Origin of the sequence: Verrucomicrobium sp. BvORR106, from assembly GCF_000739655.1 — a bacterium.
Classification (GTDB): domain Bacteria; phylum Verrucomicrobiota; class Verrucomicrobiia; order Verrucomicrobiales; family Verrucomicrobiaceae; genus Verrucomicrobium.
On the sequence record NZ_BATR01000093.1, the window covers coordinates 22,158 to 38,040 of the forward strand.

The window sequence follows — 15,883 nt, forward strand, 5'->3', positions numbered from 1 at the left end:
TTTGAAACCGGAGGATGGGGATCGATGAAATACAGTGCCGGAGGCCGGCTACACGTTGGCCATCTGGATGTGGACCAGGCGCCCCCCCTCTTCAGGGCTGAGGAGCAGCTTCTGGTCGTTCTTCAGCTCCACCCGGCTGCCGGGCAGGATGGCTTCGCCCGTGCCGACATCTTTGAGCCCGGGTAGGGTCTGGTTCACCAGCAGCCATTTGCCCCCGTGGAAGACAAAGTAGCCCACGGGCTTGCGCTGGGCCTCCGTCAGCCTGGCGCTGGGGAACACCAGTCGGGAGACATGCCAGGGATACAGGTATTGGTTGGAATAGACCATGAGCCGGTGGTTGTCCGGCAGGAACTTCCCGCCTCCGCGGGAGGAGTACAGGTTGAGCACCGGCAGCGGGCCGACAAAGGCGGTGCCGCAGAAGGGGCAGCGAGGCTTGGTGCTGTTGTCAAAGACGAACCATTTCTGGTCGCAGTTCGGGTTGGCGCAGGGTTGGGCGAGATCCACCGTCTTGACCAGCGCCGTCTCCATGTCCTGCACCGTGGGACGCTGGTCCGGAGAGTGCAGGCCGGTAATGAAGGCCTTGTCGAAGACCTCTTTCAGATACGGTCCGCAGACGGTGTAGGGAATCTTCGCGGTGTCGGCAAAGGGGAGGAAGCCCGGCTTGACGGACGTGGGGTCACTCCGGTTCGAGGAATCAGTGGGATGCTCGATGAAGAGCGCCTTTTCCCCCATGCCGAGCTCCTCGTCCTTCTGAGGATCGGCATCGTGGATCTTCCGTCCCCGCAGCGGGTGCCGGTAGAGGAGGTACATGTAAACGAGCACAGCCAGGGCATGGCGGTCCGTCTCGATGCGGGGCAGGTGCTTTTTGGGATCTCCTACCGGCAACTTGAGGGTGGCCATCACCTCAGGGGCGATGAAGTCCGGGGTGCCCACCACATCAGGCGGATAGCGGCCGGGTACCACCAGAGTGTCGATGTCGATGATGCAGGCGTTCCCGCCCGCAGGATCCACCAGGACGTTCTTGTAAGAGAGGTCGGAGTGGGCCAGGCCCGCCATGTGCAGACGCCCCACGGAGCGCGCGATCTTGATGCAGGTGGTGAAGTAGCTGAGCCAGTTTCCTCGTTCCCTGGGGTCGAGGTGCTTCTGCTGGTGATTGGCGGAGGCGAACCATTTCCCCTCCTTCTCCTTTCCCTTGATGCTCAGGAAGTCGTCATTCTTCGACCCATACTGGAAGAAGAAGTGCGACTTGTAAGTGGGCATGACGATGCCGATGTGACCCTGATCCTCGATGATGTGGGTCGGCCAGCAGAAGAGGGGTTCCCAGTAGGCGCCGCCCTCTTGCTGGAAGATTCGTTCCCGGTACACGCCGACGATGTTCCGCAGGCGTTCCATGGAGTTGTAGTCGGGCTTCTTGCGGTACCAGCCCACGACCTGCTTCTTGTCCTTGGAGAAGTACACGTCCTTCATCCCGCCCGAGCCTGCCTGATTGGCGCTGTCGAACTCGAATTCCGTGCCGTCCGTGGCTTTCAGTTTGACGATGCTCATGGTTTCGAAGGGAGATGAGTTTCACAGAGGATCGCGATGGTGCGATCATCGTGGTGACCGGGGGAAAAGAAGTTCATCCACTCGAGCAGGCTTTCTGCGGCCTGATCCCGGGTGGTGGCATCCCTCACCAGAGGCTGCAGTTCGGTCCAGAGTTCCTGCCATTCAGCGGGATCTGCGAGAGCGGACTCGCTGTTAAACTTGGGATCGGAGATGCCGTCTGTAACCAGGACCAGGGCATCAAACTGTGGGACCAGGGCAAACTTGATCCGGTTCATGATGCCTTCTCCAGTGGCCAGGACTTCCTTCATGGTGAGGAAGATGGTCTGCCCGGCAAACTCGCCTCCATCCGGTTGGGTGAGCAGGCAGGTGGCCCCGTCAGGCACGCCGACCACTGCAGCTCCGCCATCACCCACTGAAAAGGCGGCGATGAGCCAGCCGCCCGTGGCCATGGGGCGGGCAAGCGTGATGATCAGCGTGGTGTGGAAATCCCGCAGCGTGGCCTGAGATTCATTGGCTTGGTCTTCAATGGCCTTGCGGGCTGCGTAAGCTGCCCGGCCAAACTGGTTGTACAGCTCACCCTTGACCATCTGGCGCTTGTCAGCGGAATCAGCGTCTGCTGCCCAGGCTTCCGTCAAGGGGGTCAGAGTATCCTGGCCATTCTCTCCGAGGAGGCTGGAGAAATGCTCTTTGACCTTGGCGCAGGCAATTTTTGCCCCTTGCCGGGAATACTTGGCACTGCCTGCTCCATCGGCCACCGTCAGGACATACCACCCGGATTGAGGAAACCACGCCAGGGAAAAGTCATCGTCACGACAGCTGCCCACGTGGGCGTGGGAACGCCCTCGCAGGCTGGCCGCCGCCACCAGATGAGGCGAATCTCCCAGACTGCCGGTATCGGTGTCCGGTTTCCAGAAGAGAGAGGTGGTGTCTGACGCCAGATTCTTCCAGAGAGATCGGGGATCTGCGTTGATGGTGATTTGAAGCGTTCTCAACAGCTTGTCGGGACGGTCAGGGTCCGCACCTTGAATCAAGCAGGCAGCAGGAATCTCATACTCACCCGCCTGGAGAGGGCTGCCAGTGATGCTGATGCCATTGGTGGTCAGACCCTCTGGCAGGGCAGAGACTGGCTCAAAGGATGCAAAGGTGAGGGCTCCTGTCGCCAGATGAGACAGGACGTTCCCGGAGTACTCCCGACCTACCGTGGCGTTGGGGAGCCGGACGGGGTAGGAGGGCAGAGGGGGAGGGCTGGGAAAATCACGTGAAGTCACGGCAGGAGGAACAGGGGGTGGTTCTGCGTCGGACGGAAGGCCGGGCGGGGTTTCGTCCGCCAACTCTGCGGCGAGCGGCGGTGCGGGAGGCTCCAGGTCAGGTGTGGCCTCTTCCGGCAGGGTGATTTCAGCAGGGGCGGGAGCGAGTGCTTGCGCAGCCGGCGTCGTGGGGATTTCCGGCAGGGAGGATTCCGGGACCGGAGGAGGAGTCTGCGTGGGGGCGGGCGGGGAGAGCGCGTGGATCAGTGCGTCCAGTTCCGGGGTGGGTTCGAGCCCATCAACCGTCAACAGGTGCTCGACAAGGGACACGAATCCCTGTGGCCAGGCGCTGTCTTCCCCCAGCCGGCTGAGGATGCTGACGTTCAGCCTCGTGGGAGGCGGGGGCACTTCATGCCCCAGCATCAAGAGATGCAGGACATTGGCCAGGGCCTGCTTGTCGCGCTGTTGCTGTTCTTCCATCGTCACCCCCTGGCCATTGGGGTAGCCGTAGTAAGTCTCGGCGGCGGTCAATGCGTCATCCCAGCCGATGCGGTGGCGGAAGAGGGCCACGTCGAAGTCGCCATTGGGCGCACAGATCAGCCTCTGGGCGCACACGGCCCCATGAGACTTGCCCTCAGCGTGAATCTCCGCGAGGCAACGAAGGAGAGGCAGGACGATGCGGGCCGGGTCGGCCTGGATCAAGTCCCGGTTTCCCAGCAAAAACTTGTGCAGCGGCTGCCGCTGCTCATTCCTTGTGCCGAGGGAATTGATGGCTGCCATGCAGAGAGGTGACAGGAGGGTTAGAACACCAGGTTCACCTCAGGCGGCGGAGGGGGGAGATGGATCTCCGTGCTGGCGCCCATGCTCACATTGCCTGCTGCCACACTGGAGGACACCCAGCGGAAAAAGCTGAGGAAACTACCGCTGTCCATCGTGTCCAGCGTCACCACATGGTCTGCCAGGGGCAGCAGTTCGTCCTTCTTGGCCTTGGGGCCGGCCGCACAGGCAATGATGCTGGCGAACCCGCGCTTCTTCACCTGGGGGACGGTCTCCTTGTAGAGCATGATGTCGGACGGGGAACCGTCGGTCATGACAAAGAGGATCGGTTTCCAGTCCCCTTTGTTCTCGCCCTGAGACTTGAGCACCTCTGTGTCCACTCTCTGGCAAAGGACCTCCAGGGCGGCGCCCAGATTGGTCGGACCCGAATCAGGGCAGACGATCGGGGGGAGCTGGAGGGTCTCCAGGCTGCTGAGGGGCAGGACCACCTTCACATCCCGGTCAAAGGTGATGATGGAAAGGTGCAGGGACTCGAGTGCATGCGGATCCTGGCGCAAGCCGCTGAGCATGGCCTGAAGTCCAACTTTCACAGACTCCAGGGGTTCTCCTTTCATCGAACCAGAGGTGTCGATGAGGAGGTAGACGGGCAGGCGTCGCATGAGGGAAATAAGAAGGGGTTTCGGGGAGCAGTTGAATGACTAGACCACGACCTTGATTTCAGGCGGTGGGGGAGGCAGTTGGTCCAGGCCTTCGACTTCCTTGCCAGCGGTCTCGACAGCCTTGCTGTTGCTGCTGACGGAGGCGGACACCCATTTGAAGAACTTGGCCATGGCCGAATGGTCCGAGGTGTCCAGGCGCACCACTGCATCACCAGCGATCTGCTGAAGCACGGTGGCATCGCCCTTGTTCACAGCACATCCGACGACGACCCCCCACTTCTCCTGCTGGAAGCGGCCAAGGCCCTTCTTCCAGTCGTCCGTGGGGGCGCCATCGGTCATGATGAACACCATGGGCTTCCAGTCACCCTTGGTGGTGGCGGTGGTTTTGGCGAGTTGTTTGGAGGCGACATCCGCGACGAGTGACAAGGCGTCACCAAGCGAGGTGGCACCCTGGGCAGTCAGGGCGGGCACCTGGAAGGCGGTCAGCTCTGTAAGCGGCACCTTCTCCGTGGCATTCGAGTCAAAGGTGATCACGCTGAGGAAGGCGGTCTCCAGCGCATAGGGATCCTGGCGAAGCGCGGAGACCAGCATTTGCACACCGTTTTTGACCTGTTCAATCGGTTCCCCAAACATGGAGCCTGAGGTGTCGAGAAGCAGGAAAACAGGAAGTCGTCTCATGATGGATGAAAAGAAAGGTTAGATGTGGGTTTTCAAGATATCCACGAAGTTATCGGTGGCCTGGCCTTCACCCAGGGCACTGAACTTCCAGCCACTGCCCTGACGGGCCACTTCACCGAAGACCATGATGCACTTGCCATTGTAGTTGGGATCCGCGCCCAGGCTGTACCGGGCGATCTCTTTCCCCTTGGCATCAATGGCTCGCATGTAGGCGCTCTCCACTTCGCCGAAGTGCTGGTTGTTTCTGCGTCCCTGATAGATCTGCACCAGGAAGACGATGCGGTGGTATTGCGCTGGGAGGGCGTTGAGCTTCACCACGATCTGCTCATCGTCATTGTCACCGCTGCCTCCCACACGGTTGTCGCCCGAGTGGTAAATGGCCCCGCTGGGGTGGCGGAGGTTCTGGAAAAAGATGACATCACTCCCGATGAGCTTCTCACCGAGATTACGCACCTTGCCCTGTTCGTTCAGCACAAACGCGATGGCGTCCAGGTCATGTTCCTGGCTGCCACCGGTCAGCTTGGCGAAGAAGCCCTTCTTGCGGATCTTCCATCCCAGCCCGATGGTGATCTGGCTGAGATCGTTGGTGTCCTTTTCCAGACTGATGGTCTGGCCTTTTTGGAGGTTGATGGCCATGCAGGGGGTGGATGAGAGGGCTGAAGAACAATGGCTACGCGTACTTGGTCACATAGGCCTGGAGGCCACCTGTGGTGGCCAGCCCCATGGCTTCAAACCTCCAGGCGCCGTTGCGTTTGTAGAGTCGGCCGAATTCCACTGCGGTCTCGATGGAGAAGTCTTCGTCGAGCTCGTATTTGCAGATCTCGTCACCCGAGGCGGCGTCGTAGATGCGGATGAAGGAGTTGCGCACCTGCCCGAAGTTCTGACGACGGGTCTCGTAGTCGTGAATCGTCACGGTGAAGACGATCTGCTCCACGCGAGGATCAATTTTGCCCAGATCGAGGGTGAGCGTTTCATCGTCCCCGTCCGAGTTGCCGCCCGTGCGGTCGTCGCCTGAGGACGTCACCGCGCCGTCTGGCGACTGCATGTTGTTGTAGAAGACGAAGAACTCGTCTGCAGGAATCTTGTTGTTCGCACCGAGCAGGAACGCAGACGCATCAAGGTCAAAATCCTGGCCCGTCTTGGCCGGATCCCAGCCGAGGCCGACGCCAATTTTCTGCAGTCCGATGTCTACCCGTTGTCCTTTGCTTAGATTGATGGCCATCGCGGTCTTTTCTGGAAAAGATGTTTTGGTTGTGAGGAACCAAGTGCCAGCGCGCAGGCGCTGGCACTTGATCGCAGATTCGGAAGCTGGTCGGTATGGAACCGTTATTTCTCAGCGGCGTCGCCATTTTCACCTTCCTCGGGCGCCTTGACTGCGAGTGACCAGATCACCCCGGTAAGAAGCACGACTGCGACGATGGAAAGACTGACGACATTCGGCAGGTGGAAGCCGAAGGCGCTTCCGATAAGCTTGCCAGACACAAAGATGAGCAGGACCATCACGGCCTTGTCCAGAGCCCAGAAGAGCCCTTGTGCCGCTACCAAGAGGAAGTACAGACTGCGCAGACCAGCGGCCGCCCAGAGACTGGAGGTGATCATCAGGTAGGGGTCGCGAACCACGGCCACGATTACGGGCATGGAATCGAAGGCGAAGATCACGTCGCAGACCTCGATGCAGATCAGGCAGAGAAACAGGGGAGTGACGCCATGGTGGAAGAACTTGCCGCTCTCAATCGAAGGGTTGGTGGAGGCAAATTTGCGGACCGCCAGCACCGACCAGTGACTGGTGTAGTCCACCTCTTCGTCATCTTCACCGCTCTTCCACATCTTCCACACGGTCCAGAGAACCACGAGGGCGAAGAGGATGAGGATGTAAGGGCTGACGTTGACGATCAGGGCACCAAAGCCGAGGAAGAAGAAGCGGAAGATGATGGCTCCCAAAATGCCCCAATAGAGGATGCGGTGCTGGAAGTGCTGCCGGTTTTCCTGTGTCAGGCCGAAGGACTTGAAGATCAGGTAGAAGGCAAAGAGGTTGTCCAGTGCGAGGGCCTTCTCAAGGACGTAGCCGGTCGCGTACAGACTGCCAGCCTCAGCGCCTCGGGAGTGCCAGATGTAGTATCCGAAAGCAGCGGAACAAAGGACCCAGATGATGGACCAAATCAGGGCATTGCCCATGGTGATCTTGTGTCCGCTCTTGTGAGTCAGAAGGTCCACCAGAACCGCCAGGACAAACGGTATGATGAAGACCAGGACGTCAGTGAGACTGATGGACGAGAATACGGATAAGGAGTTTTCCAACATGGTAACAGAGGGGGCAGTTGTTCCAGCGTTTCGCCGATTCCCTAGACATGCGTCTGGGAAGGCGCGCAAGAAGAAAGTCTGGCACCCAAGGCGGGCCAGTGGATTGCTTAGCGGGGTAGTTGGAGGTCTGGAATCAGAACCGCCCTCAGTCTGGGCGTGTTGTGAGAGGTGATTGTGTTTGTAATTACTATGTAGATTCTTTTGTGGTGAGCTTCATCCACTAGAGAGCCTTGGGGAAATGGAGTGTCTCAATTAGGGGATCAAACGGGATTGATAAAATGATCTACTATTGAGACTGATAGGTTTCCTTATTGATGATTCAAAATCAACTTCTTAGCATCATTTTATAGAAATTGGACCCGCTCGTTGGGCCCGCAGTTCCGTTTCCGTCGAGACGAGTCATGGAGTTCACACCTGCCTACGGAGTACGCGCTGAACGTCGTGATGTAGGTACAGGGTATATGCTTAATATTTCGCCATGAAATTTAAACCCACATTGGCCTCTCTCCGGCGGCGTGCTGGAATAGCGCTCGTCCTCGTTCTAGGCTCCGTCGCGCTGGTATCCATGCTCGTGGTGGCCTTCCTCACCCTGGCGCGGACTGAGCAACGGGCCGCTGCGGCGTTCTCGGATACAGCGGATGCGCGGAACCTCTCGGAGATGCCGCTCAATTTGGCGATCGCCCAGATCCGGCGGGCTACTGAGCAGAATGGCGTGACCCAGACCTGGGCCTCACAGCCGGGCATGATTCGAGTGTACGGCACGGAGAAGGATGCCACCACGAGCAACGCCCGCTCCAAGATGGTGGCCATGTACAAGCTGTACAGTGACGACCGCATGGTGGTGATGAAGGAAGGGGTAACCTCGACCACAGGAGGGCTGACTACTACCGAGGTGACCACCGCCCTGAACACTGACGAAGCTGATCTGGCGAACTGGCAAAAGGTGCCGGGGATGTATGTGGACTTGAACGAACCGGCTCCCGTCGTGCTGGCGGACAGCCAGAAGGTGGGCATCCAGTTTCCCATTGCGGATCCTCGGGCCATCTTTCCCCGCTCGGGTGGGGTGGGGGTGGAGGGGTTCAACTTCCGTGGCAACACGAAGGCGACGGTGCCGTTGGCTGGTGCCGCCGTGCCGGGTACGGTGATGCCGGCGGATGAGTCGAACTTGGATGCGCGCCTGCCCATGCCGGTGCGCTGGCATTATCAACTCTCCGATGGTCGGCTGGTCGCACCCACAGGTGGTACCGCCGAGGCGGGACTGGAGTTTCCTGAAACGGACCGCCCTACTGCAGCAAACCCCATTGTAGGCAGGTTGGCATTTTGGACGGATGACGACTCCACCAAGATTAACATCAACACCGCCACTGAAGGCACCGCTTGGGACATGCCTCGCGCTTACACGGACTCCGACGCGAAGTATGCGAGAAAGCAGCCCGCGCAGAACGAGTTCTCCCGCTACCCCGGGCATCCGGCGCAGACCTCGCTGAGCCCCGTGTTCCAGGCCTTCGGCGAGCCCTGGAAGATGGACTTTGGCATGACCGACGCAGAGGTGTCTGCCAGAGTGCAGCGTTATCACGCCATCAGCCCCCGCATCCCCTGGGGTGGGAGCATGGGCGGGACGGTGGCACCCACGGCGGCGATCCCGCTTGTCGACAGCACCGGGGCTCCTGTTAAAGATGATCGCCTGTATGCCACGCTTGATGAGTTGGTGTATGACCGCAACCGGGCCGCGCAGAACCCCGCCCTGACCTGGCGGGACATGGAGATCGGCCGCTTCTTCCTCACGGCGCACAGCCGGGCCCCGGAGCTGAACCTTTTTAACAAGCCGCGGATCCTGCTGTGGCCCACTTCAGTGAATGCCGCGCATCGAAATGCGATGGACAAGTTGCTGCTCTTCCTGGGGACGGGCGGTGGACGCACCTGGTACATCCAGCGCGCGGCGAACTATACCAACAAAGACAATCCCGGCTCCAGCCAGGACCCGAAAGGGGATCTCAAGATTGGGGAGGATTCCTTCGGCAACAAGCCGCTGGTCACCGCGCCGGGCCGCAATTCAGACATGTATGAAAGCTACCTCAAGGCGCTTACTGGAAACAACTCGCCCACCTCCGAGGGGGGCGCGGTGAAGGCGTATGAGGTGCCGGGCTTTGGAGGCAACTTCAAAACCAAGTACACCCCGGTGCGGCGCGATCAGATCCTGACGGAGATGTTCGACTTCTTGCGCTGGTCGGTGAATAGCTACAACACGGGCATGGAACCGAAGTACATGTACCTGCCGCAACGCGGTGGCGGGAACCTGGGGGAATCCACCGCAGTGCCGCTGATCCCGGGCATCAAGAATGACGTCCCCTCGACAGTCACCAAGTCCACCAAGGGGTTCGGCCGCTTCCCTACGATCACTGAGGTGGCGATTGTTTTTGTTGCGGCTGAGAACACGGGCGAGACCCTGCCGGATGGTTTCCTGAAGACCAAGAAGATGCAGGCCTTCATCGTGCTGGAGCCGTTCTCCCCCACGGTGGGCATGCCGAGCTGGTCCGCAAATGTTCGTTACAAGATCACGGGGCTGGACAACTTCAAGGCGGATGGGACGAGCATGGGATTCCCTTCATCAGGTGTGAACCGCGCAAGCACCCCCAATGGATGGGTGGACGGGGGGCACAACACGGCCTTCACCGGGCTGGGTGCCCAGTTCGTCAATGCAGATCTGGGAGGCAGCGGGGACGTGGATGCGGCCGGCAGCAACAAAATCCTGGATCGAACCGACGAGAAAAAGGGGTTCCCGTTTTACAGCGAACTCGTGGATGTGGATGGCAAGGGCCAGTTTGTCTTTAGTGGTGGCGATATCGTAGTGGAGGTGCAGACGGGCTTTGGGGCGCAGGCCAGTGCCCGCATCGTACAGAGGCTGACGCTGAAGTTTCCGCCTGCCACTCTGCAGGTGCCGAAGATGAAGCCTGCTGATGCGACCACCAAGGGGTTGACCGACATCACGAAGCGCTTCTACAAGAAGGTGGATGGAGGGCTCTTCAACTGCCTCATCGTGGAGGGCGATGTGACCCGCAGTGTGGAGATCAACGCGGCGGCCACAAGCCCCACCAAGGGCGATCTGCGACTGCTGGCTGCCACGGAGCAAGTGCCTGCCACCTGGTTCACCACCCATCCAAAATATGAGGATACCACGGTGCGGGCGCTGCACTTCCTGCGACAAGGGGCACAGACCCACGCGGGTCAGATCGGCTACTTTGGTTCAGACGACACCGTCGGGAAGGGGAATGGGACCAACCGCCCTTCTACACAAAACACGGCCGGAGTGCTGGTGAAGGGGATGACTTACTTCCGCGATTGCCCCCCGGCCGTAACGCGTGGACTGGCGGGAGCATTCAACTCCGACAATCGCCCTGGCGACTGGGACAATGGAACGGGCCGCATCGAAGATGGTCCTTACATCAACAAGGCGGACGAGGGCAATGCGGCCACGAACAACCAGGCCAACGACACCGACTTGGGTTACTTCTCGCGCGGATCCTTCAACGTGGAGAGCGGACCCACGTACAGTCCGAATCGCCAGATCGCCTCAGCAGTGGCGTTCGGGTCCCTGCCTTCAGGGATATTTGGCTCGAACCCATCGGAGCTCATCGCGGCGGAGGCCCCGCGCCCATGGCAGACGCTCTTGTTCTGCCCCAACCCGGCCTCCCGTTCGACTGTGGCATTGAACGAGCCCGTGGCGGCGGATCATGAGGGTTTCAAGGGGCCGCGGGATCACCTCTGGCTGGACCTGTGGTGGATGCCGGTGGTGGAGCCATACGCCATCAGTGAAGCCTTCTCCACGGCGGGCAAGATCAACATGAACTATGAGATGCAGCCCTTCCGCCACATCCGGCGGACTAGCGGCCTGCATGCAGCGTTCAAGTCAACAGTGCTCACGGCGATCACCCCACTGTCCGCAGGCGGCACCACCTCGGCGGGGCTGAGCAACGGCAGTGGCAACAACTACAAGGAGGGCACCCGCCACAAGTATGAACTCCGTTATGCGGTGAATACGGATGCCACGCTGGAGGGTTTTGAAAACCGCTTCTCCAAAGGGGATGTGTTCCGATCCGCATCCGAGATCTGTGAGATCTTTCTGGTGCCGCGCAGGTTTCCCGGGGCCAGCTACAATACGGATGCCAAGGTGCCGCCGACCAAGTATGCAGACATGGTGGAGTGGTGGAACGGGGCCGGCGGGCTGGAATCCCCCAGCAGCGGCACGCCGAACGGCTTTGAGCTGACTGGGGACAACTCCCGCGAGGCTCCCTACGGCCAGCTCTATCCGCGGCTCACCACGAAGTCGAACACCTTCACCGTGCACTACCGAGTGCAGATGCTGAAGAAGTCCCGTTCCACGGACGCGACCCGCTGGGTGGAGGGGACGGATGCCGTGCTCTCCAACCACCGCGGTTCCGCCACGCTGGAGCGCTACATGGATCCCAATGACCAGGAACTGAAGGCGGTGATGGTGGGCGGGAGCGACTTCTTCCGCAGCTGGGACCAGCACTACCGGTTCCGCGTGGTCGAGCGCAAGCGGTTTGCTCCTTGAACCGGATCTCTTCCCCAAAAAAACTCCAAAAAACGCTCCTCATGAAAACAACCCTTCCCTACTTCGGACGTGTCCGCCAGCTGGCGGGCTTCACGCTGGCGGAGGTGGCGATCTCCGTGGGCATCGCCACCATCTGCCTCCTCACGTTGCTGGGGCTGGTGCCCTTTGGACTGGACACGCTGCGCAGTTCCGCGAACCGCCAGGCGGAGGCCCGCATGATCCAGACGATCGTGTCCGACTACCAGACGGCCACCTGGATCAAGCAGGATGGGGGAGGGGTGAGGTCCAACATCCTCGCGGACAAGGTCTTTTACTTTGATCAGACAGGGACGCCAGTGGTGAGCGTCACGGATGCTGCGCGCATGTATGCGGTGCAGGCCACGGTGGACAAGACGGAACCGAAGCTCACTGGTGACGCGCTGACCAATCCCTATCTGCGCCGGCTCAATCTGCGGTTCACGGGAGACCGCGACCCGGACAAGGCCTTTGTGGAGGGCTCTGGACGCTACACGGAACGCCCCACCTGGGTGGTGAATGTGGAGCAGACCGGACCCCTGACGAAGACAAAGTGAAAGCACTGCGAAGTCGAAAACCCTGGACGCAATGGACATGAGAAGATTCCTGAAACCCTTGCGAGATGGGCGCGGCTTTACGCTGGTGGAGCTGCTGCTTTCTATGAGTGTGCTGGCCATCATCATGGTGCTGATGGCGGATGTCGTGGTGCGGACGCAGAACACCATGAGCCAGGCGACGGCGCATGTGGGGGAGTTTCAGGAAGCACGTGCTGCACTGGATGCGGTGAGCAGCTCCCTCTCCCAGGCGGTGATGGATGCAAGCTGGAGCTACAAGCGGAATGCCGCCGGTGCCGCCACGGGGTATGAGCGGGTGTCGGACCATCACTTCATCCTGGGGGCTGCCAGTGATCTGGTGGGCACCGGGGCGGAGGCAGGGCAGGCGATGTTCTTCCAGGCGCCGCTGGGTTTTGCGGGTTCATTTACGGATGCCCCGGGTTCGGGGGCACCCGCTGTGGCAGGCACGGAGCGGTTGCACACTCTGGTGAATGCCTGGGGCTTCTACGTGAAGTATGACACGGACCTCACCTACCGTCCGGGCTTCTTGAAGGACGAGACGGCCACGAAGCTCTATCCGGAGCGCAAGCGCTTCCGCCTCATGCAGTACTCCCAGCCGGCGGAGAAGAGTATTCTCTACAGCAAGACGTTTGCCCTGAATCGCAAAACGGCCAAGGCGCAGGCGCTGCAATGGTACCAGGCGGATCTGGTGGCCAACTCCCGTCCGGTGGCGGAGAACATCCTGGCCATGGTGCTGGTGCCTTACTCTGCGAATGTGACAGTGACCAACAGCGGCGAGGGCTACTCGGACGTGAAGGTGGAGCCAGATCCTCTGTACGCGTATGACACTCGCGATTTCCAGTGGAATGGGAGCAACGCGATCAGCAGCTCCCGGCGGCATCAGCTGCCGCCCAAGGTGTTGGTCACGCTCTTCGCCTCGGAGGAGAAGTCGTATGACAAGTATGTGGCCAACTCTGGCGATGACGATGATGCCGCTGCCCAGAAGGTGCGAGATGTCTTCAAAGGACGGTTTGCCAAATACTCTGACTACGAGAAAGACATGACGGAGGTGGAGAAGGCGTTGGGTGGTCTGGGGTTGCACTTCAAGGCCCTGAACGCCACCGTCACGCTGCGTAGCGGCAAATGGATCACGGAGGTCACCCCATGAGTGCGAAAGCATTGTTGCATCGAACCTGTGAGCGTCGCAAGGCGCTGAGACACGCGAAGGCATTCACCCTGGTGGAGCTGCTGGTGGTGATTGCCGTGATGGCGCTGCTTATGGCGATGGCGGGACTGACCGTGCCCGCATCCATGGCGACCCAGCAACTGGGTGGCATGGCCAGGCAGCTGGCGGCGGATCTGGATCACGCCGTGCTGCTGGCGCAAAAGGAGAGCGTGCCGGTGGAGGTGAGGTTCTACCGGTATCCGGAGAAGGAGGGGCTCGGTGGGGAAGAGTACCGTGGCTACCAGATCGCCAAGATCACGGGATGGGCTTCTGATGGGAAACCCAAGCTGCAATTCACCACTGAGGCGCAGAAACTGACGGGCGGCGTGATCATGATGCGGGATCCCCAGTACAGCACGCTGTTGAGCAAGACGCCGGTGAAGAGCGGGCCGGATGATGCGGATCTCGGCATGTCGTACGAGTACGTCTCCTACCTGATCCGGCCGGATGGTCGCACCAACCTGCCTCGCGATGCCAAGACGGTGTTCACCCTGGTGCGGGAGATGCCGGAAGGTTCGCCGAAGGATCTGCCGGCGGACTACCGGTCCATCGTTCTGGATCCGGTCACCGGGGCGGTGGTGCTCTATTGAGAAGATGCGTGGGTTACTTGAGGCTGGTGCGGGCCAGGGCGGCGTTGATGGCGCTGCGTAGTTCCTCGTTCCATTCGCTCTGCACCTTGTCCCGGCGATTGGCAATGGCGGCGTAGCAGACACCGTCTAAGCGCTGTGCACAGATGGCGGTCACGCCGGGGAGACTGCCGTCGAAGGTGTAGGCGAGCCGGCGCTGGTCACGCACTTCACCGCTGATCCAATAGTGCTCCAGAAACCGGCAGTAGTCAGCCGCAGTGCAGGCGAGAGCCCCCGCGCCGTCACGTGCCTCCACGTGGAAGTCCAGCGGCACCTGTTTTTGCGGATATTCAGGATGGTAGCAGTACCAGACCTCGCCCGGTTGCCGGTCCCTGGCGTCTGAGGCGCTGAGGCTGAAGGAGTGGGCTTTCGACTTGCCGGCTACGGTGGTCTGAAGATAGTCCACCAGCGTCTGCTGGCTCAGTTTCTCAATGACGCGGGCGAGCAGGATGTAGCCGTAGTTGCTGTAGGCGGAGCGCTCACCGGGCTCGAAATCCAGTGGCAAGGTCAGGCCGTAGCGGACCACGTGCATGGGCTCTGTTTCCTCGGTCTTGATGCGAAACATCGCCTCGATCATGTCTCCGCGACTCGTGAGATCCCCGGATTTGTCGCGATCCCAGCCGCCTTTGTGCTCCAGCAGTTGTTGGATCGTTATTTTCTTCCACCGCTCGTCGCAGCCCTTGGCCTCTTTCAGTTTATCCAGCTCCAGTACGGTGAAGACGTGATCCTCCATTTTCAGTTTGCCGTCGGTCACCAGCGTGTGAATGGCGGCACTGACCACCGGCTTCGTCAGGGAGGCGATCCTCATTTTAGTCCCGATCGGCAACGGTATCTTGAGTTTGGCGTCGGACCACCCATAAGCGAAATTGTGCAGGACTTTGCCCTCTTTGGTGATCGCAAAGGTGAGGGCTCCGATGCCCTTTTCCGCCATGAACTTCTTGATGGCTTCGTCCACCGGAGCGAGGTCCTGGTTCACCGTCCCCGTGCTAGGGATCGCGTCAGCCCCGGACATGTTGATCGCTTCGAATCGATCCGCTTTGGCCCTGGCTTCTTTTTCAGCGGGAGGAGCGCCGATCGGCTGCGGCAGAGAGGATTTGTTCTGTCGCACGAACGCCTGATCCTCGGCAGTCAGGCGATCCAGGGGCAGGGTGAAACGCTGGCCGGTGCGTACGGCGATGGTGACCGACTTGTCGTCCGACGAGACCATCTCGGCTTCGATCTTTCGCCCCGAGGCGGCTTCCGTCCAAGTACGGGCTTCGGCCAAAGAGGTCAAAGCGGCGGCCACGGCGTAAACCGCGAGAGTGATCAAGGCCTGGCCGGGGGAGTTCCGCTGCATGGGGCGGATTCTCATCCAGCAAGGAGCCGCAGGCAAGTGGGCGAGACGAGTGGAACTGTGCCGCGAATGCTCCCCGGGGCTGGCTGCTACTTCGGTGGCGTGCGCCCATCGCCGAAGTACTTCTCACTACGGTATCTCAGCCAGACGCGGAGCTCCTGTGGGATCTTGTCCTTCTCCGCATCCGTCAAGGTCTCGTAGAGAGCCAGGGCTTTGGTTCGCTCGCCCCGGCAGGCGGCATTGCGATGCGCATCCCACAGGCTGCGAGCGGCACGAATGCGACGGGAGACCTCCTTGATCAGGTCGGTTCCCGTCAGCGGTTTGTCAGAGGGTTTCTTTTTGGCAGGCAA

The 15,883-nt window shown here is 60.4% G+C and carries 13 protein-coding genes; 4 read left to right on the forward strand and 9 right to left on the reverse strand.

Features of this window, described 5'->3' with window-relative positions; all coding sequences use genetic code 11:
* Positions 1-48: 48 nt before the first annotated feature.
* From BV106_RS14970 to BV106_RS15000, 7 genes are all read right to left on the reverse strand, one after another.
* The gene (locus tag BV106_RS14970) at positions 49-1,545 is read right to left on the reverse strand and encodes a serine/threonine-protein kinase (RefSeq protein ID WP_038165987.1); all 1,497 of its coding nucleotides are present in this window, start codon (positions 1,543-1,545) and stop codon (positions 49-51) included.
* On the reverse strand, positions 1,542-3,572 hold the full coding sequence (locus BV106_RS35635; RefSeq protein ID WP_051945891.1) for a PP2C family serine/threonine-protein phosphatase: 2,031 nt from the start codon (positions 3,570-3,572) through the stop codon (positions 1,542-1,544). The genes BV106_RS14970 and BV106_RS35635 overlap by 4 nt, the downstream gene beginning before the upstream one ends.
* 20 nt (positions 3,573-3,592) lie before the next feature.
* Entirely contained in the window at positions 3,593-4,228 is a 636-nt protein-coding gene (locus tag BV106_RS14980; RefSeq protein WP_038165989.1) for a VWA domain-containing protein, read from the reverse strand.
* Positions 4,229-4,267: 39 nt separating this feature from the next.
* Positions 4,268-4,906, reverse strand: coding sequence for a VWA domain-containing protein (locus BV106_RS14985; protein WP_038165991.1), 639 nt, complete (start codon positions 4,904-4,906; stop codon positions 4,268-4,270).
* Between the two features lie 18 nt (positions 4,907-4,924).
* Complete coding sequence (locus BV106_RS14990) at positions 4,925-5,542, reverse strand: TerD family protein (protein WP_038165993.1); 618 nt, start codon at positions 5,540-5,542, stop codon at positions 4,925-4,927.
* Between the two features lie 34 nt (positions 5,543-5,576).
* The gene (locus BV106_RS14995; RefSeq protein ID WP_038165995.1) at positions 5,577-6,128 is read right to left on the reverse strand and encodes a TerD family protein; all 552 of its coding nucleotides are present in this window, start codon (positions 6,126-6,128) and stop codon (positions 5,577-5,579) included.
* Between the two features lie 104 nt (positions 6,129-6,232).
* Complete coding sequence (locus BV106_RS15000; protein WP_051945893.1) at positions 6,233-7,207, reverse strand: TerC/Alx family metal homeostasis membrane protein; 975 nt, start codon at positions 7,205-7,207, stop codon at positions 6,233-6,235.
* Between the two features lie 478 nt (positions 7,208-7,685).
* Between BV106_RS15000 and vccA the strand changes: the two genes are divergently transcribed.
* Genes vccA through vccD form a run of 4 tightly spaced genes read left to right on the forward strand, consistent with a single transcriptional unit; the run spans position 7,686 to position 14,164 of the window.
* Positions 7,686-11,780 (forward strand): Verru_Chthon cassette protein A, encoded by a 4,095-nt coding sequence (vccA, locus tag BV106_RS15005; RefSeq protein WP_081891756.1) that lies wholly within the window; start codon positions 7,686-7,688, stop codon positions 11,778-11,780.
* Positions 11,781-11,821: 41 nt separating this feature from the next.
* Positions 11,822-12,352 (forward strand): Verru_Chthon cassette protein B, encoded by a 531-nt coding sequence (gene vccB, locus BV106_RS15010; RefSeq protein WP_265595694.1) that lies wholly within the window; start codon positions 11,822-11,824, stop codon positions 12,350-12,352.
* Between the two features lie 37 nt (positions 12,353-12,389).
* Positions 12,390-13,517 carry a Verru_Chthon cassette protein C gene (gene vccC / locus BV106_RS15015; protein WP_081891770.1) on the forward strand — a complete coding sequence of 376 codons (1,128 nt, stop codon included), beginning with the start codon at positions 12,390-12,392 and terminating at the stop codon, positions 13,515-13,517.
* Positions 13,514-14,164, forward strand: coding sequence for a Verru_Chthon cassette protein D (gene vccD / locus BV106_RS15020; protein WP_038166004.1), 651 nt, complete (start codon positions 13,514-13,516; stop codon positions 14,162-14,164). Before vccC ends, vccD begins: the two co-directional genes overlap by 4 nt.
* A gap of 13 nt (positions 14,165-14,177) precedes the next feature.
* Here vccD and BV106_RS15025 read toward each other — a convergent pair whose 3' ends face one another.
* Together BV106_RS15025 and BV106_RS15030 are read right to left on the reverse strand one after the other, a co-directional pair.
* Positions 14,178-15,551 (reverse strand): serine hydrolase domain-containing protein, encoded by a 1,374-nt coding sequence (locus BV106_RS15025; protein WP_081891760.1) that lies wholly within the window; start codon positions 15,549-15,551, stop codon positions 14,178-14,180.
* Positions 15,552-15,622: 71 nt separating this feature from the next.
* Positions 15,623-15,883, reverse strand: a complete 261-nt coding sequence (locus tag BV106_RS15030) for a hypothetical protein (protein ID WP_038166008.1) — start codon at positions 15,881-15,883, stop codon at positions 15,623-15,625.